Annotated in this window: 23 protein-coding genes; 10 read left to right on the top strand and 13 right to left on the bottom strand. The window is 50.4% G+C overall.

Features of this window, described 5'->3' with window-relative positions; all coding sequences use genetic code 11:
* Positions 1–17: 17 nt before the first annotated feature.
* Entirely contained in the window at positions 18–809 is a 792-nt protein-coding gene (locus ACQ0PY_RS09510) for a PhzF family phenazine biosynthesis protein (RefSeq protein ID WP_109740146.1), read from the bottom strand.
* 235 nt (positions 810–1,044) lie between these two features.
* On the opposite strand from ACQ0PY_RS09510, the gene ACQ0PY_RS09505 reads away from it, so the two are divergent.
* The 4 genes from ACQ0PY_RS09505 to ACQ0PY_RS09490 all read left to right on the top strand — a co-directional run bounded on the left by ACQ0PY_RS09505 (position 1,045) and on the right by ACQ0PY_RS09490 (position 6,177).
* Positions 1,045–1,833, top strand: coding sequence for an IclR family transcriptional regulator (locus tag ACQ0PY_RS09505; RefSeq protein ID WP_043001081.1), 789 nt, complete (start codon positions 1,045–1,047; stop codon positions 1,831–1,833).
* 4 nt (positions 1,834–1,837) lie between these two features.
* Positions 1,838–2,743: a dihydrodipicolinate synthase family protein gene (locus ACQ0PY_RS09500; RefSeq protein ID WP_043001082.1), complete on the top strand. Its 906-nt coding sequence runs from the start codon at positions 1,838–1,840 to the stop codon at positions 2,741–2,743.
* 10 nt (positions 2,744–2,753) lie between these two features.
* Positions 2,754–4,733 carry a xylonate dehydratase YjhG gene (gene yjhG / locus ACQ0PY_RS09495; protein ID WP_109740145.1) on the top strand — a complete coding sequence of 660 codons (1,980 nt, stop codon included), beginning with the start codon at positions 2,754–2,756 and terminating at the stop codon, positions 4,731–4,733.
* 94 nt (positions 4,734–4,827) lie between these two features.
* On the top strand, positions 4,828–6,177 hold the full coding sequence (locus ACQ0PY_RS09490) for a GntP family permease (protein WP_043001084.1): 1,350 nt from the start codon (positions 4,828–4,830) through the stop codon (positions 6,175–6,177).
* Between the two features lie 118 nt (positions 6,178–6,295).
* On the opposite strand, the gene ACQ0PY_RS09485 is transcribed toward ACQ0PY_RS09490, so the two are convergent.
* Entirely contained in the window at positions 6,296–6,688 is a 393-nt protein-coding gene (locus tag ACQ0PY_RS09485) for a YdeI family stress tolerance OB fold protein (RefSeq protein ID WP_044264009.1), read from the bottom strand.
* Between the two features lie 155 nt (positions 6,689–6,843).
* Between ACQ0PY_RS09485 and ACQ0PY_RS09480 the strand changes: the two genes are divergently transcribed.
* The 5 genes from ACQ0PY_RS09480 to ACQ0PY_RS09460 all read left to right on the top strand — a co-directional run bounded on the left by ACQ0PY_RS09480 (position 6,844) and on the right by ACQ0PY_RS09460 (position 10,690).
* Positions 6,844–7,332 carry a hypothetical protein gene (locus ACQ0PY_RS09480; RefSeq protein ID WP_224788345.1) on the top strand — a complete coding sequence of 163 codons (489 nt, stop codon included), beginning with the start codon at positions 6,844–6,846 and terminating at the stop codon, positions 7,330–7,332.
* A 9-nt stretch (positions 7,333–7,341) separates the two neighbouring features.
* Positions 7,342–7,788, top strand: coding sequence for a DUF421 domain-containing protein (locus tag ACQ0PY_RS09475; RefSeq protein ID WP_043001087.1), 447 nt, complete (start codon positions 7,342–7,344; stop codon positions 7,786–7,788).
* Positions 7,789–8,529: 741 nt separating this feature from the next.
* On the top strand, positions 8,530–8,799 hold the full coding sequence (locus ACQ0PY_RS09470; protein WP_044258129.1) for a hypothetical protein: 270 nt from the start codon (positions 8,530–8,532) through the stop codon (positions 8,797–8,799).
* A gap of 384 nt (positions 8,800–9,183) precedes the next feature.
* Positions 9,184–9,873 carry a helix-turn-helix transcriptional regulator gene (locus tag ACQ0PY_RS09465; RefSeq protein ID WP_109740143.1) on the top strand — a complete coding sequence of 230 codons (690 nt, stop codon included), beginning with the start codon at positions 9,184–9,186 and terminating at the stop codon, positions 9,871–9,873.
* A 70-nt stretch (positions 9,874–9,943) separates the two neighbouring features.
* Entirely contained in the window at positions 9,944–10,690 is a 747-nt protein-coding gene (locus ACQ0PY_RS09460) for an SDR family NAD(P)-dependent oxidoreductase (protein ID WP_109740142.1), read from the top strand.
* An 884-nt stretch (positions 10,691–11,574) separates the two neighbouring features.
* Here ACQ0PY_RS09460 and ACQ0PY_RS09455 read toward each other — a convergent pair.
* From ACQ0PY_RS09455 to ACQ0PY_RS09430, 6 genes are all read right to left on the bottom strand, one after another.
* On the bottom strand, positions 11,575–11,949 hold the full coding sequence (locus ACQ0PY_RS09455) for a hypothetical protein (protein WP_150547107.1): 375 nt from the start codon (positions 11,947–11,949) through the stop codon (positions 11,575–11,577).
* Positions 11,946–12,476 carry a lysozyme gene (locus tag ACQ0PY_RS09450; protein ID WP_150547106.1) on the bottom strand — a complete coding sequence of 177 codons (531 nt, stop codon included), beginning with the start codon at positions 12,474–12,476 and terminating at the stop codon, positions 11,946–11,948. The genes ACQ0PY_RS09455 and ACQ0PY_RS09450 overlap by 4 nt, the downstream gene beginning before the upstream one ends.
* On the bottom strand, positions 12,457–12,684 hold the full coding sequence (locus ACQ0PY_RS09445) for a phage holin (protein ID WP_150547105.1): 228 nt from the start codon (positions 12,682–12,684) through the stop codon (positions 12,457–12,459). The genes ACQ0PY_RS09450 and ACQ0PY_RS09445 overlap by 20 nt, the downstream gene beginning before the upstream one ends.
* Before the next feature lie 107 nt (positions 12,685–12,791).
* Entirely contained in the window at positions 12,792–15,344 is a 2,553-nt protein-coding gene (locus ACQ0PY_RS09440) for a tail fiber/spike domain-containing protein (protein ID WP_150547104.1), read from the bottom strand.
* A 20-nt stretch (positions 15,345–15,364) separates the two neighbouring features.
* Positions 15,365–16,975 (bottom strand): phage terminase large subunit, encoded by a 1,611-nt coding sequence (gene terL / locus ACQ0PY_RS09435; RefSeq protein WP_150547103.1) that lies wholly within the window; start codon positions 16,973–16,975, stop codon positions 15,365–15,367.
* On the bottom strand, positions 16,972–17,313 hold the full coding sequence (locus ACQ0PY_RS09430) for a hypothetical protein (RefSeq protein WP_150547102.1): 342 nt from the start codon (positions 17,311–17,313) through the stop codon (positions 16,972–16,974). Before ACQ0PY_RS09430 ends, terL begins: the two co-directional genes overlap by 4 nt.
* Positions 17,314–17,446: 133 nt before the next feature.
* Here ACQ0PY_RS09430 and ACQ0PY_RS09425 point away from each other — a divergent pair, with 133 nt between their 5' ends.
* Complete coding sequence (locus ACQ0PY_RS09425; protein WP_150547101.1) at positions 17,447–17,860, top strand: hypothetical protein; 414 nt, start codon at positions 17,447–17,449, stop codon at positions 17,858–17,860.
* Here ACQ0PY_RS09425 and ACQ0PY_RS09420 read toward each other — a convergent pair.
* Genes ACQ0PY_RS09420 through ACQ0PY_RS09400 form a run of 5 tightly spaced genes read right to left on the bottom strand, consistent with a single transcriptional unit; the run spans position 17,857 to position 26,336 of the window.
* Positions 17,857–20,748: a hypothetical protein gene (locus ACQ0PY_RS09420; RefSeq protein WP_150547100.1), complete on the bottom strand. Its 2,892-nt coding sequence runs from the start codon at positions 20,746–20,748 to the stop codon at positions 17,857–17,859. The two genes, ACQ0PY_RS09425 and ACQ0PY_RS09420, sit on opposite strands and share 4 nt — an antisense overlap.
* Entirely contained in the window at positions 20,748–23,456 is a 2,709-nt protein-coding gene (locus tag ACQ0PY_RS09415) for a transglycosylase SLT domain-containing protein (RefSeq protein ID WP_150547099.1), read from the bottom strand. Before ACQ0PY_RS09415 ends, ACQ0PY_RS09420 begins: the two co-directional genes overlap by 1 nt.
* Complete coding sequence (locus ACQ0PY_RS09410) at positions 23,456–23,899, bottom strand: hypothetical protein (RefSeq protein WP_102602531.1); 444 nt, start codon at positions 23,897–23,899, stop codon at positions 23,456–23,458. The genes ACQ0PY_RS09415 and ACQ0PY_RS09410 overlap by 1 nt, the downstream gene beginning before the upstream one ends.
* The gene (locus ACQ0PY_RS09405) at positions 23,899–24,345 is read right to left on the bottom strand and encodes a GNAT family N-acetyltransferase (RefSeq protein WP_150547098.1); all 447 of its coding nucleotides are present in this window, start codon (positions 24,343–24,345) and stop codon (positions 23,899–23,901) included. Before ACQ0PY_RS09405 ends, ACQ0PY_RS09410 begins: the two co-directional genes overlap by 1 nt.
* A gap of 2 nt (positions 24,346–24,347) precedes the next feature.
* A complete protein-coding gene (locus tag ACQ0PY_RS09400) occupies positions 24,348–26,336 on the bottom strand; it encodes a phage tail protein (protein WP_150547097.1) in 1,989 nt (662 codons plus the stop codon).

The following is a 26,336-nucleotide window of genomic DNA, read 5'->3' as shown; positions in this document are numbered from 1 at the left end:
ACTGGTATCAGTGCTATCTAGCGCAACACAACTTTACCCAGCAGATACGTGGTTGCCTGTCCGCCGATATGTACACGCTCCCCGGCACTCTGACAGCGTAGCTCCCCACCGCGTTCGGCCCCCTGATACGCCAGCATCTCCGTTTTGTTCAGTTTTTCCGCCCAGTAAGGAATGAGCATGCTATGCGCTGAACCGGTAACGGGATCTTCCGCTACGGCTTCTCCTGGACAGAAGAAACGGCTGACAAAATCGTATTTCCCTTCACCCGGTGCGGTGACACAAACCATTTTCCCTAAAGGGATCATCGCGTGGATATTCGGGCGCAGCGCGTCAACCTGCTGCTGATTATCCAGCACCACCATATAATCCCGCCCAACGCGCATGTCTTTGTATTCCGTGATACCCAACGCCTCCAGCAGAAGAGACGGCGGCGTGACGGACTCGGTTCCCCAGGCAGGAAAATCCAGCGTCAACCATTCACCGCTACGTGCAACAGTCAGCGGGCCAACAAATCGGGTAGTAAAATGGATACTGTCGCGCGGATAATCCAGATGTTCAAAGATGACATGAGCAGCCGCCAGCGTGGCATGCCCACACAGATTGATCTCTCCCTGCGTGGTAAACCAGCGCAGCTCAAAGCCGTTTTCAGCGGGGACAAAATAGGCCGTTTCTGACTGGTTATGTTGTTTAGACATCTTCAGTAACGTCTCATCAGGCAACCATTCGGTTAGCGGACAGACTGCTGCGGCATTGCCGCCAAACGTCGTGGTACTGAAGGCATCAACCATGTAAAAATCAATTTGTTGCATCGCGCAAACCTCGAATGTTCTTTGTGCAATTTACACTTTATCATGCCACGACGACCTGTCGTCTTTCATTTTCAGGTATTCATATTCAGCGTACTGGCAGTGCGATAATTCTGCTATTAAAACTGCGTACAAGATCACATTTAATCATCGCATTACGGTTCAGCATGTTGAACAAGGCATATTTTCAACTGTGCAATGCCGATATTATTTATTCTAACCACAGGAGGGAGCCAGTATGGTTCGCAAAGGGTGTAATTCATTAGTCCGTGCCGAAAAAATATTAACCCATATTGCATGGGTAGGCGTGGCGAGTTATATGGAGCTATTAAAAGAATTCCAGTATCCCAAAAGCAGCCTGCTTAATTTATTAAATGTGATGGTGGAGTGCGGCTTCTTAATTAAAAACAAAAACGGCCATTATTCGCTGGGAATAAAAAACTACGAACTGGGTTGTCAGGCACTGCACCGCCAAAATATCTTTGAGGTGACGAAACGGCCTATGCAGGAGCTGTCGCTGAAAAGCGGCCTGGTTTGTCACCTGGGGGCAATGGAGCGCTATTCTGCTATCTATCTCGACAAGGTTGAAAGCCCGGAATCAGTGCCAACGAGTAAAAGCTGGATTGGCAAAAAACTGGAATTACACATTACCGCGCTGGGTAAAGCGTTATTAGCCTGGAAAACACGGGAAGAACTGGATTATTTTTTAGATGCGATCACGTTAACGCCGCATACGCGCAATACGTTAACCGATAAAAAGTTATTTCTGGAGGAGTTGCAAAAAACACGACTTCGGGGATGGGCCATAGACAGTGAAGAATCAACCTATGGAGCGGTATGTTTAAGTATGCCGGTATTCAATATGTATAACCGGGTCAACTATGCGATCTCGCTGTCAGGCGATCCTGTGGTTTATTCAGGAAATAAGATCGACGGCTATCTGGAACTGCTCCGCAAATGTGCCGGGCAAATATCTTATGGGCTGGGCTACAGAAACGAAAATGAGTATTTACGAAAAGGAAACTGAGGTAATGAGAAAATTCAGCGGCATTATTCCACCGGTATCCAGCACGTTTCATCGTGACGGGACCATTGATAAAACAGCAATGCGTCAGGTTGCCGACTTCCTGATCAATAAGGGAGTCGACGGGCTGTTTTACCTTGGCACCGGGGGTGAATTTAGCCAGATGAATACCGCCCAGCGAATGGCGTTCGCCGAAGAAGCCGTTGCCGTTGTCGGTGGTCGGGTTCCGGTCCTGATTGGCGTCGGTTCGCCTTCTACTGATGAAGCGGTCAAACTGGCACAACATGCCCAGGCCTGCGGCGCTGACGGCGTCGTCGCAATTAACCCCTACTACTGGAAAGTCGCGTCACGCAATCTTGACGACTATTACCAGCAGATCGCCCGTAGCGTCACGCTGCCGGTGATCCTGTACAACTTTCCGGATCTGACCGGTCAGGACTTAACCCCAGAGACCGTGAAACGTCTGGCGCTGCAAAATGAGAACATCGTCGGGATCAAAGACACTATCGACAGCGTCGGCCATCTGCGCACGATGATTAACACCGTTAAGTCAGTGCGCCCGTCATTTTCGGTCTTCTGCGGCTACGACGACCATTTACTCAACACCCTGCTGCTGGGCGGCGATGGCGCAATATCCGCCAGCGCGAACTTTGCTCCGGAGCTCTCTGTCGGTATCTATCACGCCTGGCGCGAGGGCGATCTGGCAACTGCCGCTACCCTGAATCAAAAGCTGCTGCAACTGCCGGCGATTTACGCCCTGGAAACGCCGTTTGTCTCACTGATCAAATACAGCATGCAGTGCGTGGGATTGCCGGTGGAGACGTATTGCTTGCCGCCGATTCTCGATGTGTCAGAAGAAGCCAAAGAAAAAGTCCATGCACTGCTGGTCGCGCAGGGAATTATATCGCTCTGAGGAGAAGATCATGTCTGTTCGCTCTATTTTTGCTGACGAGAGTCACGATATCTACACCGTCAGAACGCACGCTGACGGGCCTGACGGTGAACTGCCGCTGACGGCGGAGATGCTCATCAACCGCCCGAGCGGGGATCTGTTCGGGATGACGATGAATGCCGGAATGGGCTGGTCTCCGGATGAGCTGGATCGCGACGGCATTTTACTGCTCAGCACGCTGGGAGGGTTACGCGGGGAAGACGGTAAGCCCATCGCACTGGCGCTGCACCAGGGTCACTACGAGCTGGATATCCAGATGAAAGCGGCAGCAGAGGTGATCAAAGCGAACCGCGCCCTACCCTATGCCGTGTATGTTTCCGATCCCTGCGACGGACGAACACAGGGTACAACGGGCATGTTTGATTCACTGCCATACCGTAATGACGCCTCAATGGTGATGCGCCGCCTGATCCGCTCCTTGCCCGATGCGAAAGCCGTTATTGGCGTGGCGAGCTGTGATAAGGGACTCCCGGCCACCATGATGGCCCTCGCCGCGCAGCATGACAAAGCGACAGTGCTGGTGCCTGGTGGCGCGACGCTGCCCGCGAAGGATGGAGAAGATAACGGCAAAGTGCAGACCATCGGCGCACGCTTCGCCAATGGCGAGTTATTGCTACAGGACGCTCGTCGTGCTGGCTGTAAGGCCTGTGCCTCCTCTGGCGGCGGCTGTCAATTTCTGGGTACCGCCGGGACATCGCAGGTGGTGGCCGAAGGTCTTGGGCTGGCGATCCCGCACTCTGCGCTAGCCCCTTCCGGTGAGCCGGTATGGCAAGAGATCGCCAGAGCCTCCGCGCGGGCAGCGTTGAACTTATGTAAAAAAGGTATCACTACCCGGGAAATCCTTACCGACAAAGCGATTGAGAATGCGATGACGGTTCATGCAGCGTTCGGCGGTTCAACAAACCTGCTGCTGCACATCCCGGCGATTGCCCATCAGGCAGGCTGCCATGTTCCGACCGTTGACGACTGGATCCGCATCAATAAGCGTGTGCCCCGACTGGTGAGCGTGCTCCCGAATGGTCCAGTTTATCACCCGACAGTGAATGCATTCATGGCAGGCGGTGTGCCGGAAGTGATGTTGCATCTTCGCAGTCTTGGATTGCTGCATGAAGACGTGATGACCGTAACCGGCAGCACACTGAAGGAGAACCTCGACTGGTGGGAACACTCCGAGCGGCGGCAGCGATTCAAACAGCTGCTGCGCGACCAGGAACAGATCGACGCCGACGAGGTGATCATGTCACCGCAACGCGCACGGGAGCGTGGCCTGACTTCAACGATCACCTTCCCGGTTGGCAATATTGCTCCGGAAGGATCGGTGATCAAATCCACCGCCATTGACCCTTCGGTAATTGATGATCAAGGCATCTATTACCATAAAGGGGTGGCGAAGGTTTATCTGTCCGAGAAAACAGCAATTTACGATATCAAGCACGACAAAATTAAAGCAGGCGATATTCTGGTCATTATCGGCGTTGGCCCTTCCGGTACCGGGATGGAAGAAACCTACCAGGTCACCAGCGCCCTGAAACATCTGTCTTATGGTAAGCATGTCTCCCTGATCACGGATGCGCGTTTCTCGGGCGTTTCCACTGGCGCGTGCATTGGTCACGTGGGACCGGAAGCCCTCGCCGGGGGGCCAATCAGTAAATTACGCACCGGGGATATTATTGAAATCAAAATTGATTGCCGCGAACTTCAGGGCGAAGTCAATTTCCTCGGAACCCGTAACGATGAAAAATTACCCTCACGGGAGGAGGCTACCGCAATATTGAACGCCAGACCCAGCCATCAGGATTTACTTCCTGATCCGGAACTGCCAGACGATACCCGGCTTTGGGCGATGCTTCAGGCAGTGAGCGGTGGGACGTGGACGGGCTGTGTTTACGATGTGAATAAAATCGGTGCGGCCCTGAACGATTATATGAATAACACCTTAAAGCAAAAATAATAATATCCAGACCGCTAAATAACCCGGCTACACATTATTAAAACATTGTGTAGTCGGACTATGACCGGTCGCAACCCTACAATGAGAGGACGTTATGCCACTAATTATCGTTGTGGCAGGGATTGCTTTACTCCTGCTTTTAACCATTAAAATTAAACTCAATACGTTTGTTTCCTTAATTATTGTCTCGATTGTTGTCGCCATTGCCAGTGGAATGGATCTGAATAAAGTCGTCACGTCGGTCGAATCCGGCCTTGGCGGTACGCTGGGCCATATTGGTTTAATCTTTGGCTTCGGCGTGATGCTCGGTCGCTTACTGGCTGACGCGGGTGGCGCACAGCGAATCGCCCTGACCATGCTGAATTATTTCGGTAAAAAGCGGCTTGACTGGGCGGTAGTCTGTTCAGCCTTTATCGTCGGTATCGCACTCTTTTTCGAAGTTGGCTTAATTCTTCTGGTGCCTATTTTATTCGCCATCGCCCGTGAAGCGAAAATATCGCCGATGTTTATGTGTGTGCCCATGCTTTCCGGTTTGCTGGTCGCGCACGGTTTTTTACCCCCGCATCCCGGCCCAACCGTTATTGCCCGTGAATATGGCGCAGATGTGGGACTGGTACTGATCTACGGCATTATTGTCGGCATTCCGACATTTATTCTTTGCGGGCCGATATTGAACAAATTCTGTCAGCGGATTATTCCTGACGCGTTTAAAAAAGAGGGGAATATTGCCTCCCTCGGTGCGACCCGCCGGTTCAGCGAAAACGAAATGCCCGGCTTTGGCATCAGCTTTCTCACCGCGATGCTGCCGGTGATCCTGATGGCGGTAGTGACAATTATCCAGATGACCCATGCTAAAAACGCCTCGGAGTCAGGCACGTTCTATAACGTATTACTGTTCTTAGGTAACTCGACGATTGCAATGCTGATCTCGTTGCTGTTCGCGATTTATACCATGGGTCTGGGTCGCGGAAAGACAATCCCTGAACTGATGGACTCCTGCGGCAAAGCCATTGCCGGTATCGCAGGACTGTTGCTGATTATCGGCGGTGGTGGCGCATTCAAGCAGGTGCTCATCGATTCTGGCGTGGGTCAGTACATTTCTACTCTGGTCTCAGGCATGGATATTAATCCGATTCTGATGGCCTGGGGCGTTGCCGCGTTCCTGCGTATTTGCCTGGGTTCTGCCACCGTAGCAGCGATCTCGACTGCCGGACTGGTTATCCCGCTGCTGGCGGTACATCCCAACACTAACCTGGCGTTGATTACGCTGGCCACCGGAGCGGGTTCCTGTATCTGCTCCCACGTCAACGATGCCAGCTTCTGGATGATTAAAGACTTCTTCGGCCTGACAACCAAAGAGACGCTGCTATCCTGGACGCTGATGTCAACGCTGTTATCCATCTGCGGACTGATATTTATCCTGCTCGCCAGCATGGTTCTTTAATTCTCCTCTCGCCAGTGGATCGCGTTGTCGATTCACTGGCGCCCCTCCCTTCACGTGGTATCAGAAAACAACTGTTAACAGCTTACAAACGTCAGCAATGGGCCGAGCAGCAGTATTGTTACTTTTGTATTCTGTTAACGCGAACCACAGGCGGTTGCGTTTTGGTGTCCAGACTGCCGTTAATACTGATCATTTGATCGGGTTTTACCGTGCGACCATCAAAGACAGAGAGTGGAATCAGCGTATGGATACTGCCGGTTTTATCACGAAAAACAAATTTATCATCACCCAGATCGTCAATCAGATTACCACGCAGAGAGATGGTTGCGCCGTCATGCATGGTTTTAGCTTGTTGAACCGTCATGGTTCTCGCATCTTCAACACCACGATACCCCTCATCCAGGGCGTGAGGCGGCGGCGGTGCCGTATCTTTTTTCAGCCCACCATTATCGTCAGCAAACACTGTCGGGATTAAAAAACAACATAGTAATGGTGCCACGGATAATTTCATTTCACCCTCATCTCATTGTCGACTTGACTTATTAAGTCTGATTGCTATTCCTTAATCTGGCAAACTGGAAGAGTCTTAAAAGGTAATAGTGTTACGAATCAGATAACTGACGGGATACAAGCGAAACGGTGAGGTTAAAGATGCCCAGAGAAAACATGAAAGTCCCCGGCATTGAAGAGAGTCAGCGTTTTCTGAATTTTGAAGCGAGATTTCATAAGATTGGGTTTGTTGTTTTACTGTGTATTATTTCCCTGGCCATAGTCGGTGTTTTTTCTGGTGGTTATTTCAGTGATTCGGTGAAAACGAATACTACCGGGGAGGTGACATTAAATTTTGAACGGTTTGGTCGATTGCAAACAGAATTTAAATTAAAAATCTCTGCTACAGACCAACGATCCGGGAAGAATATTTATCGCATTGGTGGAGATTTCAATTCTTTTTATGAGACAGCGAATATCTGGCCTCAACCTGACAGCATGTACAGCAAGGGAGAGGAGCTGTACCTGGTGTATAACACACATGAAAATCAGCAAGATACCTCTATCTGGTTACTCGTTACCCCCGTAAAGCCTGGCAGCGCAAAAAGTGTTATTCAATTAAACTCCGGCCCTGAAATCGATTTCAGGCAATTTATTTATCCATAGGAGGTCTGTATGGAAATGGTGCTGAGGGCCTTAGCCATATATCTTATTTTACTGGTCGTGTTTAAGATTGCTGGACGCCGGGCGTTATTACAGATGACCAGTTTCGACCTGATTTTACTGTTGATTATTAGCGAAGCCACACAGCAGGCATTATTAGGCAATGATTTCTCCGTTACCGGAGCAATGCTCACCATTGTCACGTTGGTGACGATCGACATATTGTTCGGATTCATTAAAAAACAGATGCATGGGGCTGAATCTGCTCTCGATGGATCACCGGTTATTCTGCTGGAACACGGCGAACCATTAATGGAAAAGATGAAAATGGTAGATGTCTCTCTCGACGATATCTTAGTGGCTGCCCGGCAGAGCCAGGGCATTACGGAGCCGGGTAAAATTAAATACGCCATTCTGGAGCGTAATGGGCATATTTCAATTATTCCTGATGAGGATTAAGGAAAAAGAGAATGAAAAAATCGGCATATAACGAAGCGAAAACCGCTGGCGTGTTAACGAAACAGTTCGCGAAGACGTTTATTGCCAAGGGCTTATCCTCGACCACAGCTGAATAGACATCTGGCTACCGCACTTTGCGCTGAGGCAGATATGTCCGCATTGATGATGCTTCGAATTCATTAAATTTGTTCTACGCTTATTTATGCTTGTCAGAAAGATAGACTGAGGTGAATGAATGGCTAATAAATATAATGAAAAACAGGTGGCTATTATGACAAAGACAGAGCGTTTTCCTGCTCGCCTTGTCCACCCCCACAACAACGCTTTGCGGAGCTTGTTGGAAAAATGCAACCACGTCCCGCTGCCCCGATCGTTGTGAAGAAAGCTATCCGGGATAGTGGTCGACTTTTTGGCAGCAAAAAGCAACCTTCAAGACCCATGTCTACTCAATATTATGGATTACCAAAGCGGCGATCGTTGCTTTTACAAAATCGCAGGCAAAGCGAGTGGCGCTGATAAATGCTGTTACTGGACGGTTTTACAATGTTGTGGAGACCAACCACAGGAGAACGACTGATGAAAGTACTGACCTGTCAGCGCTCTCAGCATGTCAACATCGATACACTCGCGGAGGACGATATCGTTGCTCTGGCTGAATATTTATCCACCCAGGGTTCATATAACCTTGATGTTATACGTATTTAGTTTGAATCCTCTATTCCCAGATACCCAGGAGATTACATGGCTGACGTAAATGAACGCATTGAAATCCTCGAGAAAAACCTTAATGATCTGAGCCTCGATCTGCACGCATCAAAGGTTGCTATTAACGTTTTATCTACGGTGGTAAACACCCTAAGTGGTGAACCTGGTTTACTTGAGAGATCATATGAGCAAACCAGAAGTTCTGCTCCACTTGTAAAGTTCAATCACCCGGTAGAGGAAGGTTATGAGGATAAACTTACGGAGAGAATATTGAATTTACTCTCGACTACCCAACACGAGCTTTAATAATCCACAGCTTCCTCAGAGGATAAGCGGAATATCCTCTCGGGAGGATCGCATTCCGGGCTCCCCCAGCCAGGGACAAATCTGCCCCGGAACGGGTGTTCCGATATGCACACTATTCCCCTCAATGGAAAACCTGGGCGCAGTAGTGACGTACGCACTGTCAGCCCATGGCATAGCGTGGACAAGCTGGCAAAACTGAAGGTCCCTATTGAACAAAGAGTAGATGTTTATGTCCATCATCACCGCTGAAGGACGCATAGCATATGGGGGATATCAATCAACGGGGAGTCACTCAACTTAAGCAGGTACATTTGTTTTGTATTAAGATGCTTATCCGGCAGGTGCTTTAAGATCAAGTCCCATGATCAAGATGGATTTTTCAACATGACCAGAACAGAAAGGCTTCTCGAATTATTACAGATATTAAGGGCGCAACGATATCCGATCACAGCTTCCGCTCTCTCAGATCGATTAGGAATAAGTGTACGCTCCCTTTACAGAGATATTAAAACGCTACAACACCAGGGCGTGTCTATTGAAGGAGGCACAGGAATTGGATATATCATCAGGTCAGACTTTCATTTACCTCCCTTAAATCTTTCTCATGAAGAAATCAATGCTATTATACTTGGGTTAAATTGGGTTTCTCATAATACGGATTATGATTTCAAAAACACCGCAAGGAATGCGCTTGCCAAAATACATGCCGTTATCCCCGGTGAATTAAAAAATCTTATTGAGAGTCAATCCTATCTGACCGGCCCTTCAGAAAAGAATGAGTTATTTTTCGAAGACATTCGTAGTGCTATTAAAAATCAAAAAAGAATCAACATAACGTATCGTGACAAGAAAGATGTTTACTCTTCTCGGGTCATATGGCCCATCGCGTTGATATATATGGAATCATGCTGGCTTTTGGTTGCATGGTGTGAGATGAGAAATGATTTTCGTCATTTCAGAACTGACCAAATCGAAGAGATTGTGCAACTGGATTCCACGTACAGGGAAAGCAGAACGACTTTATTGAAAAAATGGAGAATTAAAGAAGGAATCTGCGTGGGGAAAGAGTACTGACAAAAACTGTCACAGCGAGTTTGTATACTACCCCAGCAGTAAGACTCAATCCTACTTCATAGGGGGAATTATGGATTTTCAGAATAAAGTAGCTGTGATAACAGGAAGTACTACAGGTATAGGTGAAGCCGTCGCAGAGCAATTACACAAACAGGGTGCGAAGGTCGTCATTATATCCCGCTCATCAGAGCAGGCTAAACTAAAAGCGAAACGGTTATCTTCACAGGGACAACAAGCAATAGGGATCGGATGTGATGTGTCGCAGCCTGAACAAGTACGGAAAATGATAGATGACGTTATCAAACATTTTGGCAGGCTTGATTATGCTGTAAATAATGCAGGCTTAACAGGAGAGCATGATAAAAATATTAGAGAGCAGACAGTTGAAAACTGGGATAAGGTCATTGCCACCTCATTGAGCGGCATTTTTTACTGCTTAAAATACGAGATACCTCAGATGATAAAGTCTGGTGGCTCTATTGTTAATTTATCTGCAGTAAATGGACTGGTTGGCATTCCTGGGTTGGCACCTTATACCGCGGCTAAGCATGGTATAATCGGCTTAACCCAAACCGCAGCGCTTGAGTTTGCATGTCAAGGCATTCGAATCAATGCGGTCGCGCCGGGCTATGTCCAGACCCCACGAATGAGTGAATTCCCTGAAAATATCGTACGCAGTTTCGCAAATAGTCACCCAATGAAAAGGATGGCAAGAATGCAAGAAATAGCAGACTTCATATTGTTTTTGCTATCAGACAATTCAGCGTTTTGTACCGGAGGCGTTTATCCCATTGATGGTGGTTATTTAGCTGAGTAAAATTCACTTAACCCTTTTAAATGATAATAATTACTTCACCTGTGTGGTTGGCTAAACGGGAGCGACAGAACACCTGTCGTTCGCGCTTCCGTTGTAGGGCCAATAATAGACACATTATTCGCATGGATTGTCTGCTCTCCATTGGTCATACATGTGCCATTAACCCTATCTGCGTCTGGCATAACGCGAGCAGAATAAAAGATCATTAAGTCTGTTGTGCGCAAGAAGCAGAAATAATGAGCAACGCTATTGTTTATAGCAGCGCAGGCTTGATGCAGGATATCGTCGATAGCGCTATTGTGCTTAACGTGCACGAGATAAACACACTCTACAGGCAAAAAAATTCTCGCCATGCTGTGGACATGTTCCATTCGGACAGACTGACCGCACCCTTGACGTTTAAACAGAAATAGAAGCGATATGCATTTAAAACGATAAAAATCGTTGGCAAACGTTATTCGCCTGAGCACCAGGATCGCACAATGATAAGAAAAGATGACGGATATTATTGCCGTATGGGGAAATATACCAAGTGATTATACCCACACTATACCAACCGCAAAAAAAAGGGGTTACCTTTCGGTAACCCCTTTTTTTAATCTGGCGGAAGCGCAGAGATTCGAACTCTGGAACCCTTTCGGGTCGCCGGTTTTCAAGACCGAAAAAACATTATTAAATATCATACAGATAGCTACATTAAGAAGAATATAGCAAAAAATAACGCGTTATATAAATCAAATATATACGCGTAGTATAGTATCTGTATTCTTCTATTTTTATGCTATTCCGTCGCCTTATACCATGCCTGCCAGCGGTACTTATCCAGTCGCAACTGGCGAAGACATTCAGCAGTTTCTATATCGGCAAGGAGATCTTCGTCGCTGTCAGTTCCGGCTTTGCTCGCCCCCTTGCACGGCTCCTGCATCAAATCCGCTGATGGAGTTGGCCGCATCGAGGGCGCGCTGACGCAGCTGCACAGCGTGATCGTCAAAATCGCACTTAGTATGATTCGGGTCGCTAACATATTTCACCACATCATGATAAATGGTCCGGTAAATTACTTTTCCTTCACTGCTGGCGTTCGCCGCTTTCTGTTCGCCGGTGGCGACGGTCTTCTCAGCCTTTTTGTTCTTTTCTGCGTGCTCGCTGTTCACCTTGTCGCTGTGCGCATACCAGCCTTTCAGATATCCGGCGTAATATGTACCAGCGAACAGCGCCAGCAGAACGGCCAGCGCTGACAGTTTCGCTTTAAGGGTCACTGGTCTATCCCCCAGCACGTTAACGCGCTTTCCTGGTCACGGCGGGATACCTGCCCGTAGCAGTTATTGGAACGGATCCGGCAATCCTTACCGCCGTCTTTAATCCACCAGCGGATCGCTTCACATGCGCCTTTACGGTCACCGGCATTGATTCGTTTATAGAACGTGGAGGGGAAGCACTTGCCGGGGCCGATGTTGTACGGGCAAAACGACGCGATCCCCGCTTTCTGCGGTTCTGTCAGCGGCACTTTGATATTTCGCTCTACCCAGGCGAGAGCCTTATCACGCTCGATGGCGTTTACCTGGTCACATTTCGCCTGCGTCAGCCTCATGCCCTGCACTACCGGCTTGCCATCAACCATCGTGGCACCACGGCATATTGTCCAGATCCCACCGCCGTCACGATATGCTATCAGGCTGTTGCCCTCTTTCTCATTCAGGAACTGGTCGAGAATTACCGACGCTGGCGCACCGGCGAGTACCAGTCCCAGAACAGCAGCGCTAAGCTTAGTCCTGTTGCTGGCCATAGGGTTGAGCCTCTTTGCGACGATCTTTAATTTTGAAGTACAGATTAGTCAGATACGTGAGTAGCCCTAAAAGAAGACTACCGATCACACCGATAGCAGCCCACTGGCTTGGGCTGACTTTATCGAGTAATTGCAATAGCCAGTAGATACCACTGGTGCCGGACGTGATATAGGAGGCACCTGCCGCCAGATCTGAATGGTTGTTCATCCTCATGCCTTACCCCCGTGGGGTCCACTTAATTTAGTGGTGAGGGTAAGGCGTTAGCGTGGTCGGAATCCTGACTATCATGAAGACACGAACATTTCGATAGATAGTTATTGCAAGTAACCTTTTTTGTTTTTCAGCATCCGTGTTATAGCCTCTGTCCATGAAGCCATAATGCTTATTTGCCCCTCTACTGTCGGATGAATGTTGTCACCATACCACCCAATATTAGCCCCAAAGTTTCTACGCATATCAGCAAATTCATAGCCATTTTGTATGCAGAACTTTTTCAGCGCATGAGTATATTTTGCATGCGCGGCATAGTTAGCAGTAGTTACACCGTGAATACCGCTATTTTCCTCAACAGTAAAAATTGGGAAAATGCCAAAAACAGGGATAGCACCTGCGGCAACTATTTTATTTGCTATGGTCTGAACGTTTGTTACGTACTGAGCTACAGCGGTACCGCCTTGCTGGTCGTTGGTTCCGATCATGCAAAGTACAACGTTGTGAGATGAGTAATCTATTGTTGATCCTTCGCCAGTAGACCAATAAGATGAACTGGTCCCACTCACCGCATAATTTGTAATTGATACCTTACCTACGTTGTCTGAGTTCTGTATAAAAGAGGGCAATAGTTTTGTTATATCGTTGCTGCACCATGCGCCATAGCTAATTGAGTCACCTATTACCCCAATATTTAACGGACGCTTAACTCTCGCTTTGTAATTTGACGTTTTCAGACAATCCAGAAAAATAACACCTGTGGCGTCTCCGGCCTGTGACAAAATGAATCCTGCATTAACGACAGTTCCATTGAATCTATAAACTGGCAAGCCGTTAAGAATAAATGTCATTACTGAATCATTAACAACAAATCCAAGATTAACCTGCTGATTATTAACCCATCCATACGCCCCGCCGTTAGGGAGGGTGTAGGACTCATTTATTGTTTGAGTTCCTAAAAAATTAAAACCTCTAACACTTAAAGTTGCTGATGCAACTGTTACTGAAGCATAAATAACAAGGTTTGAAGTTTTTATGAATACTCCACAAGATTCTGACAATCCACTTGTGAATGCATTCATCTCATAAAGCGCACCATTCTCGAATGAAGCCGGATACAAGACTTGTGGGTTTGCAGAAAAATCTGCTGCCCATGTAACCTGGCTTGGTGTTACTGTACCAGTTCCTGATCCACTTATACTACCAGTAGAAACGTTGTAGACCGCCTGTGTCCACGTTGTCAAATCAATAATGGATGAATTCTCATTTAAAGACATATTAACTAAACCTGGAGCCACATTGTATAACTCTTTCAAGTCAATAAATGTATTTGCAGGTTTAATTAATGTTGTCCCGCTTACCGGATTTGAAATCCTTAAGTTTGTTAATAACAACAAGTCCTTTGTATTGGGGTTTTCATCAATGTTAAATGTGATGCCTTCATCAGCATGAATTTTTAATCCTGATAAATCAGGCCGACCGCCAGAGAAAAAAACAGTTCCAGCACCGTCAAAGTATAATGCTTCGCCAATGCCTGAGAGATAAGTACGAGCAGCATTATATCGAGTGAGAGAATCTGTTACACCATCGTACTTAATCCCCCACTGCCTTGCCCTTGTCGGATATAAGGACTCTACATACATGCCGCTTGCAATAGAAAATATATGCCCGCCATCATCAGTAGCGGATCCACTGCGGATTACTCCAATATTTCCACCGCCATCATTCTTGGAGTAATAACCAGACCATTCGACCATCATTCCATTGTACGATGAGTCAAAAACAACATGGTGCGCATTAGATAACACACCAGCCCTTAGATCTGCGACTGTAGAGAAAGTCAGTTTTACAACATTATTGTCGAGGTAATTCTCAAGTGTTCCAAAGTACTTATCGCCAATAAACGACGCCCCGTTACTGGACGCAAGATCAGACCTTAAGCTAGCATCGCCAACACTAAGCCACTTACCACTTCCTATCCCCCCGGAGCTCTCAGGTGTAGAGTCGGGGGGGACTACTTTTGGTAGTGTTCCATCCCACCTGAACCATTCGCCTGTGCTTTCCTGGAGAAGAATGTCGTTAGGATAGTCGAGGGTATTACCCAGCTCAAAAGACCTCTTCGTGTTATAGCCATATAATCCATTTTTTATTGTGTCTATCGCCGTTTGCACAGTTTGCATCAAATAAGCATAGATATCATCTACATATTGTTTATTTGCAGAGTCCTGAGGGTTTTCTGGTGTTGCCAGCTTCTCAATACGGTACCCCTCGGCATTGTATGGCCCTCCCAGCAGTGGACGACGAAGTGCCAGCCCCAGGTAGATAAATGAGCGCTGAATTGCCATCCAGAGACGGTCAAAATCTTTATTCACCGTGCTTGCCAACAGGTCACCGTTGTCCTGATAGTCGGTCAACCGATACGTCGGGACGACACGCTCAAGCATAACAACAGCACCATTAGCAGGCGGAGTTACAAACGTAATATCACCACCGCTAACGTTACCCACACCTGACACGGTAAAACCGGTAGTAACTGACGCGCCATTAATGCTCACCTGAATATCACTGGCGCTGATGATGTAGAACTCGAAGGGAAAAACGGTCGTCAGACCGTTGGCGTTATAAATAATATAGGGGGTCTGATTCGGTACCGGCATGGCGTGTAACCTCTGGCAGGTTAATAATCGACTTCAACCTCATGGTCTCCATCACTTAACTGCCAATGTTCGCGCGATTGCCCGGTCGGAATCCCGACCACTTTACCTATACGCACCGGAGTTGCACTAATCGCCCCCGCGCCGGAATCAATATAATCGTCCGGCTGGTTGGTCAGTGCCGGGTTGAAGTCACGCATCTGGTCGTACATAGGGCCATCCAGCACGTCGGTGTGCGCCCACAGGAACCGTGAGGACAGCGGCGCTTCGAACGCATCAAGTATGCGCTTCTGTTTATTGGTAACGCTGAACTCTTCCCGAACGCCGCAGCCGGTTCCTTTTAGTGCCTGCCGCAGCAATTTGCCCGCGAAGCTGCCGGGGCCGTTCACCTCAACGCAGACAACGGGGATCTGGTATCTGATAACCAGCTCTTTGATTTGCGCCACCTGCCCGCTGGCGATCTTGTCGTTATCGTCAAACTCAGCCAGCTCGCCAGTCAGTTCCTTGCAAACATGCCAGTACAAATGGCCGCGCGCATCAGTCAGTATCAGGGATAACGCCGAGGCGTCCGCTTTCACTTTGCCTGTTGCTACGTCCCACCATGCCACGGCACCAACAATTTGCGTGCTGCCGAGCCACATTGAAGCGGTGCGGTTGGCGTAGCGAATCTCCGGATGGATGTTGTATTCGCGGATACGTTCAGGATCGAGACGAACGTCGCCAACGGGTTTACTGTGCAACTGATACTGGCTGTCCCATTCGTTAATTGTGCGGGTTTCTTTCCGCCGGTTCTCCATTTCTTCGCGGTTAAAACGCTCCGGCCAGGCACAATCTGAGTAGAAATCAATAACCGTATCCGGCGCTACAGCGAACTCCACGCCGTCTTCGGTCAGCTTATAGTCAACATCCTCGACCAGCAATCGCGCCGCTTTATGGATCCCGGCAAAAACGTACTCTGGCCGGAACGGGATAACGTAGCGCAGCTGCGTGGCGTCTTTCGCCTCAATGCGCTTTTCTTTCTCAAACAGTTTAATGGTCAGACAGTCAGCGCCCATAGACTCAACCTCATCATAAAGGCTGTCGTGCGTGTGAGGGGTACCAATGTACAGCTTGCGCCCACCGGGGATCAGAATGTGGGTTTGTTCACCCAGGCGGTACCGCAGCTTTTCTCGCGCTTCCGGCGTCTGGATATTGCGGGGGACTTCCACGTCATCATTCTGGCATTCGTTGGCGCGTGCCGAAGTAACGTTAGACAGAATGCCCTTGGCGTACATGCTGCCGTTACGCATATCCAGCGCATCGTTTACCCACCATTGTTCAACGGTACCGAGTCCATCCGGCAACATGCCTTTCGTCAGCGGATGGTTTCGCAGTACGTTCTGTGTATCGCGGCTGGTTTTGTATGCTGTCGGATCAGATTCAGACTGGTGCAGAATACGGTACTGGCGGTCGCAGTAATACCGCCAGGCATTATACACTGCAAGAATGGTGGATTTACCGAACCCACGAAAACAGCGAAGCACCGCGAGATTTCCGCGATGCTCCAGCCAGTGACAGGCGCGATAGTGGCAGTCCGGAACGTCCCAGTTCATCCGCTCCGCCCACATTAAAAAGAAGGCGAGGAACGAAATCATTTTTTGCCTTTCTGCAGGCGCTCAATAATGGCGGCCGCTTCGCGCTCAGCCTTCGATACCTGCTGCCCCAGCGCAAAGGCTTCATCATCCTGTCCTGGATTGTCAGAAGGCGTACCTCCGCGCGTCTGCATGCCAATAAGTGAGTGCACCTTGATCAGCAATGTCAGCGATGCGGCTGCGTTCTTCTTGCCCCAGTATCGATCGCCGCGCTCGTCTTTGGTCAGTTCGCTGGGTTTCTTCCCCGCCCCCGGCCAGTTGTCCGGATCGGCTTCTTCGAGCACCACGTCAGTGAGTTTATCGCTCAGCGCGGTAAGGCGTGTTTTGTAATCCTGATGCATAAAAAAGCCCCGTAGTGAATACAGGGCTATGATGGCGCGGGTTGAAGGTCGGAATCCCGACCGATTACAGTAAAACCAAATCGCTGTGATAACCTTAGATGTACAGGTAGTTACTATTTATAAAGGATGTAAAATGCCTATTAACGCCGTACAGGACGATAATTCAAATCCAGTTGTTCCTATGCAACCGATAACGGCTGGTGAAGTACGTCCACTGCAACGAACAAATCCGCTTCCAAAAGAAAACATTAAAGAACCTGGAGTTCTTGACGCTCTAGCTCCAATCCCTAAATTTACAGAAGTAAAAGGATACAACCCTTACACTATAAAAGGAGAGTTAGTAGGGTATGAAGCATTCGGTTCAAAGTTCGCTGACTCCCGATCACCGCAAGAAACAGAAGCTATAAAGTATCAAATTGACGCTCAAAAAAGCGTATTTGGCATAGAAAGTGCTGGCGAATTTAAAACGCTAATGTCCGCCAGCACGGTTGGTTTTATTGTATTGGTTTTATTAATTTTTCTTCTTTACAGGAAAATAACCCGTTAACGCATACCGGGATCCACTTGGTTTATCAGGGGTGCGATCCAGAACAGGTTATTACCTGGCAACAGCGTACGCACATTGTGCAGAACCCGATCGCCGGCATCCCCATTCAGCACGCCAGCGGTCACGTCTGTGACGGTATCGAGCAGGCCAAACGTCGGGCCGAGTGCAGAGCCGATAAAACCACGACTGGCGTAACGGGACTGTGTGCCGGTGCCAAGAAGCGCCCCCAACCCGACCATACCGCCGGAAGCTTTTTCCGCCATATTGTTGTACTCCATCAGCGGGCCAAGAATACCAGAGCGGTCAACGCCCTCGATCACCAGTTTTTCAGGAGACCAGTCAACCTCTTTCCCTTTAGCCGCTTCTTTAAGTGCGTACGTCAGCGCGCCCAGGCCGATCTGAAATGCTGTACCGTAGTAGAACTGCGCTGTACCTTCCTGCAAACCGCCCAGCGTGGCGCGGTTATATGATGCGGTCGCAAACGATTTGAACTGGAATACTGTTTTGCCAAGCGGCGTACTGGCCCACAATGGCGTATCACCAATACCGGGAGTGATAACGGTATTGTTAACGTCTTTCAGAACAGCAGACTGAAACACCCCCGCCACATGCTGATCGTCCCATTTTTCAAAATTACCGATATGCCAGCCGTCGATAATCTCACCGTGTTTCTGAAACTCACTACGAATACGCGTGGCCATATTGTCGTTAATGCCAAGTTTCGCCAGGCGACGGCCGGCGAACGCCCCGGACAGAATGCCGTCAGATGTGATCATGCCGTTAACCGATTTGTTCATGTCGTCGAAATGCCCCATCAACGTGAGCTTGCCGAACACATCAGTAACTCGCTCCATACCCGCTTCCACCGCCGTAGTACGTGCGGAGCTGTCCACCAGATCGCCCATCGTACGCGCGCGGGTGTGCAGGATGGTTTCCAGCCCCACGGCCATCTTTTTCTGTTCGGCCTTGCTGGCAACCCACGCCGGGGATTTGGTTATCATGGCGCCATAGCCGCGCGTAACATTGCGGAAGCCGTTCACCATTACGCCACGGGCCAGATCCGGTATTGCGGATACCGTCATACCACCCAGTTTGGTGACAAAGTTAGCGCTACGCAGAAACGCACCGGCGCGGACAAAAAACGACGACGGGTCGTCAGGCATGCCGTATGTGCCGACAAGACGGTCGCGAAGCGCGGTAATATCGCGCAGATCGTTATCACGGGCTTTTGCCAGTTTAGCCTGGTCTTTGGGGCGGGAACGCATCAGCGCGTCGTACTCGTCCTGGATATCCTTAAGCTGTTTTTCCAGCGTCTTGTTACCAAAAGTGCGGGTCAGCTCAACCTCTGCGGATGCCTCACGGATATGACGCTGTAATACGTAGTTAGCATCGCTTTCCAGATAATCTTTCATCAGTCGATCGGGAACACTGAGCGTACGACCTTTGGTGCTGCCGGCGGATTTAACCATAAACACATTAGCGAAATCCTGCGGAATTTTTGCGCCCACGATTTTGTTAATGGTGGCATCCGCCGTGATTTCGGCCTCTTCCCTGGACATGGTTTTCTCGCCGCGTGACCACCAGTCCACCAGCATATCGCGGAACTTATCGCGCTCATTGACGATTTTCCCGACCTTGTACACGCGCGGGAAATAGCTGGTCTGCCCGATAGCTTTAAGCTCTTCATCCGGCGGCAACAGCCCAAGTTTTTGCTGTGCCACCTTCACACGGTTAACGACGGTGCGCATGGCCTGCGCCGTTTCCTGCACCACCGGGTTTGCATGAACATCGCCGCTACGCATGGCGTTGCCGACTTCCTCCCGGAACGATGCAAAGCTCATATCGCCGCCATCCGATTTATACTTTGCATATGCCTGTTTGTTGGTCACCACCACCGCAGCTTCTTCACGTCGCCAGCCACGAACGCGGGTTTCCGCTGCAACGGGCGTTTCAATACCCCGCGCATTCCCCTGGAGGGTGAAGTTATTCTCTGCCAGTTCCAGCGCCGTACGGCGTGCTGTTTTCGACGGTGACTCCATCAGGCGGGTGATCGGCGTCAGGTAGCTGCCTGCCCTGCGTGCTGCCTTGCCAATCGGACCACCAGTAACAGGGGTTAAATCTTCGAGTGTCGCTTCACTGATCCGCGCCGCACCAATACTCCCGCCATCAGGAAGCGAAGCCGCTGCGGTGTCCACCGGCGATGTGACGCGCATATTATCGAGCGCCTCCGCCACTTCCCGCGTTGCCGCAGTTTTCACCGAAGGCGTGAGCATGGCTCCGGCGCTGGCGAAAACGCCGCTCATCAGCGCGCCGGCGGCGACGTGTGCGGCGCTCTCACCCCACGTACGGGTTATCTGCTGGTTGTTGAGCGCAACCTCACTCAGCGCTGTACCCGCAGCCCCGATCACAACCTGCGAACTGATACGCGCCAGCGCACCGCCTTGCGCACCGGGAATAAACATCGACGCGACAGTTACCGGATCGACAACCCCGGCGGCGATGCTGGCTAACACACCTTCGCCCCCCGCCTCGGACAATACGCGACGGTCCTCGTTTTCGTCATCAATCTGCTGTTTCAGCCAGGCGGTTTCTTCCGGCGATCGGGAATCAGCGAACGCGGATCCCCACTGTTCGTAACCATGCAGTTCGTTTTTATCCATATACGGGTTGTAACCTTCCGCCGGTTCAAATTGTTTAGCCGGACGGAACATATCGCCCAGCAGGTTATTCTGGCGGAATGCTGCGCCCCAGATGGAAGGCTCCGGCTGCTGAGGCTCAGGATTAGTCCCCTCCGGAAGGGAAACATCAAAGCCCGTCGGTTCAGCCAGCACATTGCCCGACGGGGTAAATCCGTTATTCATTTCCTCAGCTTGTGCGTAGACCGGCATCAGTTCGTTCCCCCGCCATAAATAAACTTAGGCACACTGTTAATACGTTCGTTATGCAGACGTTTGTACTGCTCATCCAGCGCACGATGTTTGTCTTTAAACCCACGGATAGCCTGACCGCGCGTAATTTCCTCCTGGTCACGCTGTTCACGTTCCTGCTGCATCTTTTTATACGGTTCCCACTCTTCGAGCGACGGTTTCCAGCGCATGGGGCGACCGTGTTTATCGTAAAACGGCTGCACTGCCTCGATACCATCTTTATCCTTCGTCCGTACCATGATGGCGTAATCGCCCTGGCGTGATGTCAGCACATCCGGAGTGATCTCCAGTTCGCCACCGATACGACTCTCGGGTGTTTTTGTTTCAACTACAGGGGCGTTACCTGACGTGATCCCGAGCTGTGTCGGACTGGTGGTTATTGTCTCTTTGCGGTCGCCATACATAAGCTGCTCTTTTTCGGCTTTCCACTGTGCCGCCTGCCAGCCTGATGGGCCGTAGTTATAGAGCGCCTCCGGCGCGTACTTCATGAATTTAGCGTCGCCGTTCACCTCGCTGATACTCCAGGTGCGGGCAACCTGCTGGTTGGTCATTTTCTTCGCTGCATCAGCGTTGCCGCCAGTAGTGCGGTAATTAATGTCATACAGCGCCTGATAGTCATTTCGGAAGCGTGCCGCTTCCGGCGTCTGGTCATCTGCAGCCGGATCCCAACGGAACCACTGCGCCATGTTGCTGACAGCAGAGTCCATCGCCTTACTACGATCCTTTTTGTACTCTTTTGTGCTCTGCGTGGACGCCAGTTGTGCTTTAAGCGCGTCGGTCTGGTTGTACGTCAGGTTCTGCGCCTGTTCAATGGCAGCCTCAGAAGACATACCGGAATCGGTAAGCTGTTTGACCGTCAGGTAAAAGCCCTGCATATCTTTCGGCATGTCGCCGACAGACGCAGGATCTGTATCGTACAGTCGGTTGAACAGTTCAGCCCCCTGCCGTACTGCCTCAGGACTACGGGCGCGCGAAATAGCCGATAGTTGCGTGGTAACCTGTGACGGAATAATGCCGGTCTGCGCCACCTGCTGCACAATGCCGTCGTGCGTGGCGGCATCGTTAATACGAAAGCTCTGCGCAGTATCGGTCGCGTCGGCGGCTTTCTGCATGGATTTGTTCGACGGGTCGAGTTTCTCACCCATCGACAGCGCTTCATTAAAACGACGGGCGTCACGTTGCGTCTGGATGGCTTCATTACTTTTTTGTACCAGTGCGCCCAGCTTGCCGTAAGCGTCAAGTTTCAGCGCGTAATCAGGGTCATTGGCCTGAGGCTTCATTTTCGCAAGTTCGGCCTGCTGCTCTGCGGGTGAAACGTACTGGATAGCCTGAAAGGTACGGGCGCTATCGATGGCAATATCCAGTTGCTTAACAGCTTTCTCCCCCTGCTCACCATAGGCAAACATAATCGACGTCTTATCCGGCATCGCGTCAGGCACTTCGCCGTTATACAACTGCGTCATTGTATTATTGAGAATAGGGTCGATTTGCTGGCGCAGGGCGGTACGCTGCTCGCGTATCTGCGATTCTGCCATGTTATCGATTTTGTTTACCGCTACCGGATCCAGTCCGGTTTTGTTCTTATGGTACCGGGACAGCCAGCCGCGCGTTTCGGTTGGGAGTTTACTGATAAACTCCGCCTCGGAAATCTCACCCTTACGCGGGTCACCTACTTTCTCAATCAGATTGTCAACATTACCCATACCCCAGTTATACGCGGCCCCGGCCAGCGTTTCAGAGCCGTATTTACCGTACAACTGGTTTGCGTAATCGCTCGCCAGTAGCGCGTTCTGCTCTTCGTCAGCCGGGTTATATTCAACACCGCGTTTTGCAGCCAGTTCTTTCCCCGTGTCAGGCATTAACTGGTATTTACCCTGAGCGCCCGCCCTGGATGTCAGAATGCTGCCATCAGGTTTAAAATGCTTACCGCCGGACTCAACAAAGCTGATTGCTCGCATATCCATGCCGCCGCTGTCTTTAATGGGGAACTCACCGTTAAGCCAGCCCTGCGGATTGGTAACCGCATAGTTTTGCGCGCGCTGTTCCAAAGCGTTTAAATCAGCGGATGAAATAGCCTGCGCTATCTGTTCTGCTGACCATCCCTGCGCCTGCCCGTAAAGTTCAATCGAATGCTTACGCGCACCCCGTGCCAGTGCTGCGGCTTGTGGATCGTCGTATGCATTGGCTTCCTGCTGAACAGACGTTTTTACCGTGGTTTCAAACTGATTTTGCTGTGCTGTCGCTGTCTGAGCACGTTCGAAAGTATTGTAGGTGCTAAATCGCTTAACCTGGCTTGCCTTCCACTGTGCGTCAAAATAGTCCAGTTGGCTGGGCGGAATTTTTTTGCGGGCCTCCTCATAGTCCGACGCATCAAGTTTATCCATATCTGCGCCAACACCCGTAGAGTTAAACCCCTGTCTGGTGACCAGGGCACCTGTTTCCGGGTTTTCCCATCGATCTGTTGATTTGGCATAGAGATCATTTAACGCCGCCTGCGTCGCTGCAAGGTCTTTCTTATTCTGTTCTGCCTGTATTGCATCCGACACATTTCCCAGCGATGCGCCAACACGTGAAAGGGCCGCACCGACAGCACCAACATTTCCCTGAGAGATTCGCCCGGTTGTTGCCTGCGGCGTAAGGTTGCCGAAATTACCCGTTGGTATACGCATTATCGTTTCCACCCGCTATACATCTGAGATCCCGAAGACAGCAAAGAACTACCCGCATTCATCATTCCGGCTTGCTCCGCTTTTTTACCGCTGATCACGTCCGCCTGCGCCTGCGTACGCATCCGGTTAGAACTGTTGACACCGTTAAGAATGGTTGTGTAAGCATCCTGTTCAGCGTCACCCGCAATACCAGATGTGACACGCAGCGCGGTACCAGAATCTGTTTCAACACCGGACGCGCCAAAAGCGGATGTTGCCTGTGATGCCTGTTGCGCTCCCTGCTGACGAATACGCTGCGCCTGCACTTTGGCTGCAGCGGTATTGGCATCCGCATCTGCTTTTGCCTGCGCAGCGTTGTAATTCGCCGCCGCTTTTTCATCCTGCCCCTGTTTCATTGCGCCAAGCGCAGACACAGCCGCAGCCGCCAGAGCAACCCACGCCATTATTTACCTCCTGAAAATACAATGCCGACGTGCTTAAGCCCGAGACGCTCATACATTCGTCCGGTACGTTCTTCATCAATGCCCGTCGTGATCCCCATGTCGATCTGGTCAACATCTTTTGACTTCGCCCAGGTGATGTACTCTTTTGCCAGGCGGTAACCGGCTAACGTTCCGCGATGGGCTTTTTCAACATAAAGCCCCAGTTCGTACGAAATCGTTGCATCCGCGAAATAGTGTTCGGTAACAACCGCAGCGATCGCGCCGATGATAGCTCCGTCTTTTTCCGCCACAGCAACCATACCGTCGGGGGAATCGATCAGGCGACGTAACAGAGCAGAGAACTTGACTCCGTTGTATGGCAACGTCCGGTACCGGGATTCCTGGTGCATAATTTCCGAAAGTCGAATAATTTCCGGGATATCTGCGGTGCTGGCTGGTCTGATCATGTTTAGCCCCCGTTACTGGTGAACGTGAAAATAATGGCGAGAATATGGAAAGGCAGCGGCTGACGCTGTTGAATAAGCAGAGAATCTTCGCCGCGCTCCCAGCCGAGTTTTCCCCAGTAGTGATCGCCGGTGAACAACGGCGCGGGCTTATCCAGGACCTGCGGCCCGAAGCGACGGAACGGGATAACCTGACCGTTACACTCTGCGCCGGTGGTCTCAAGAAAACGCATGGTCACTTCGCTGGTCCGTTTTTTCGCGTTCTGCGTTGTTCCCTCAGTGGTGGCGACTTCCGGCGTTAGCGTCTGGATTGTGGTTTCGTAATGCAGGCCTGCTTCGATTGATTTCGCTTTTCGCGTGAGGGTGATTTGTCCACTGGATACTACCGACTGCGGCATGACAGAACCATCCGCAACCACATCAATGGTTTTCCCCTCGAGGTGAGAAAATCCCGTCCATGTTGTAGCGCCTTCGGTGCTGGTCCCTGTTACAGCGGAATCGGTACGCAGGGTGCTGTCCAGAATCTCAACAAAGCGTACCGTCTGCCCGTTCACCTCACGGCGTACCAGTACGTAAACCACATCGTCAGTATCGGAAGGAATACTGGTAACAGATTCGAAAGCGCCATCGGTGGCATGGCGTGACCATGCGATCACATCCTGCGTACGGTCTATCGCCATTGATGCCGCTGAACCATCTTTACGCGCTATCCACACGAACGGGTCCGGTTGCTGCTGATATGCCATGTCGCTGATACCGCTGGCCGTAATGTGCTCAGCCAGCACCGTCATATCATTGGCGGTGTACGCAACAAATGAATCGGGATCGTACGCTGCTGCATAAAGTTTTCGCCCGGCTCGCTGCACAAACATGATTTCAGTGCCGACGCGGATCGGGCGGATATTATTACAGCCGTACGGACTGGGGTTTTTAACCGAAATATTGGTCGGAGTGATAGCGGATTCATTGCCCGCAGTGATAGTAAACTCACCGCCATAGGTCAGCGCTATAAGGGTGTTCATCTGTGCCAGATGCACAATAGGATTGAGCTGATCGGAAGACAGCGTAAAGCTCATTGCATTATCGTCGTCTGTTCCCAGCTCGAACGACAGATAAACACCGGTTTCACTGAACCAGATCGTTTGTGGAAAACGCGGAGAACCGGCCAGAACCAGACGCTGCTGATACAGCGTAACCGCGCCTGGGTATCCCATACTGCCACCCCAGACGGAATCCTCACGTGTCCACGCGCCGGGTGATGCAGCCTGTGTAGCAGAAAGTACCTTGCGGATGGTTCCAACGGCCTTCTGTGAACTGGTTATGCTGTCAATCAGCACCAGCCCTTCATTGATGCGGACATAAGAACCCACATCTGCTGACACCCACCCGGCCCCTGTGAGCGTACCGTCACTACCTGCAGGCGGTTCGTCGTCGCTGAGGGTGAGCGTAACTTCTGAGCCGATAAATTCTTTGACGGAGGGCTTACACCACTTCTGCGGTGTATCACGAATCTCGTCGAATGGTTCAACAATAAACGGTGCCGGCTCAAGTACCCAGTTTGTCTGTCCGAGGCGTTGCAGACGTTGTGGCGGGACATTCTCATGCGCCAGAAACATGGTGTCAGCACCCTGCACATAGTTCACATCCGGCAGCATAGCGGCGGTGTAGGGACTGGCAATTTCATACGGCGTATTGTCGCTGTTGACCACCTGCTTACCATTCTGAAATACGCGCATGTAACCGTCGCCAAACTCCAGAACGTACGCCTGTGAGCGATTGAACACGTAAGGGATAAGGCGGGCTGTTTTGTTGCCGAATTTCGCAGCGGCCGCAAATCGCATACCCGGTCGGCGCACTACCCCACCCTGAACCACAACAACGCCATTCTCGATCACTTTGGCACCGTTGGCATAACGGGCAATATCAACGCGTCCCATCAGACGGGGGGACAACTCACCGGCGGTAAAATTGGTTTTTATCAGATTAGCGCGCAT

The organism is Citrobacter sp. LST-B2 (genome assembly GCF_057983045.1).
Note: the sequence above shows the minus strand (reverse complement) of the source record. Positions and strands in the feature narration are given on the sequence as shown.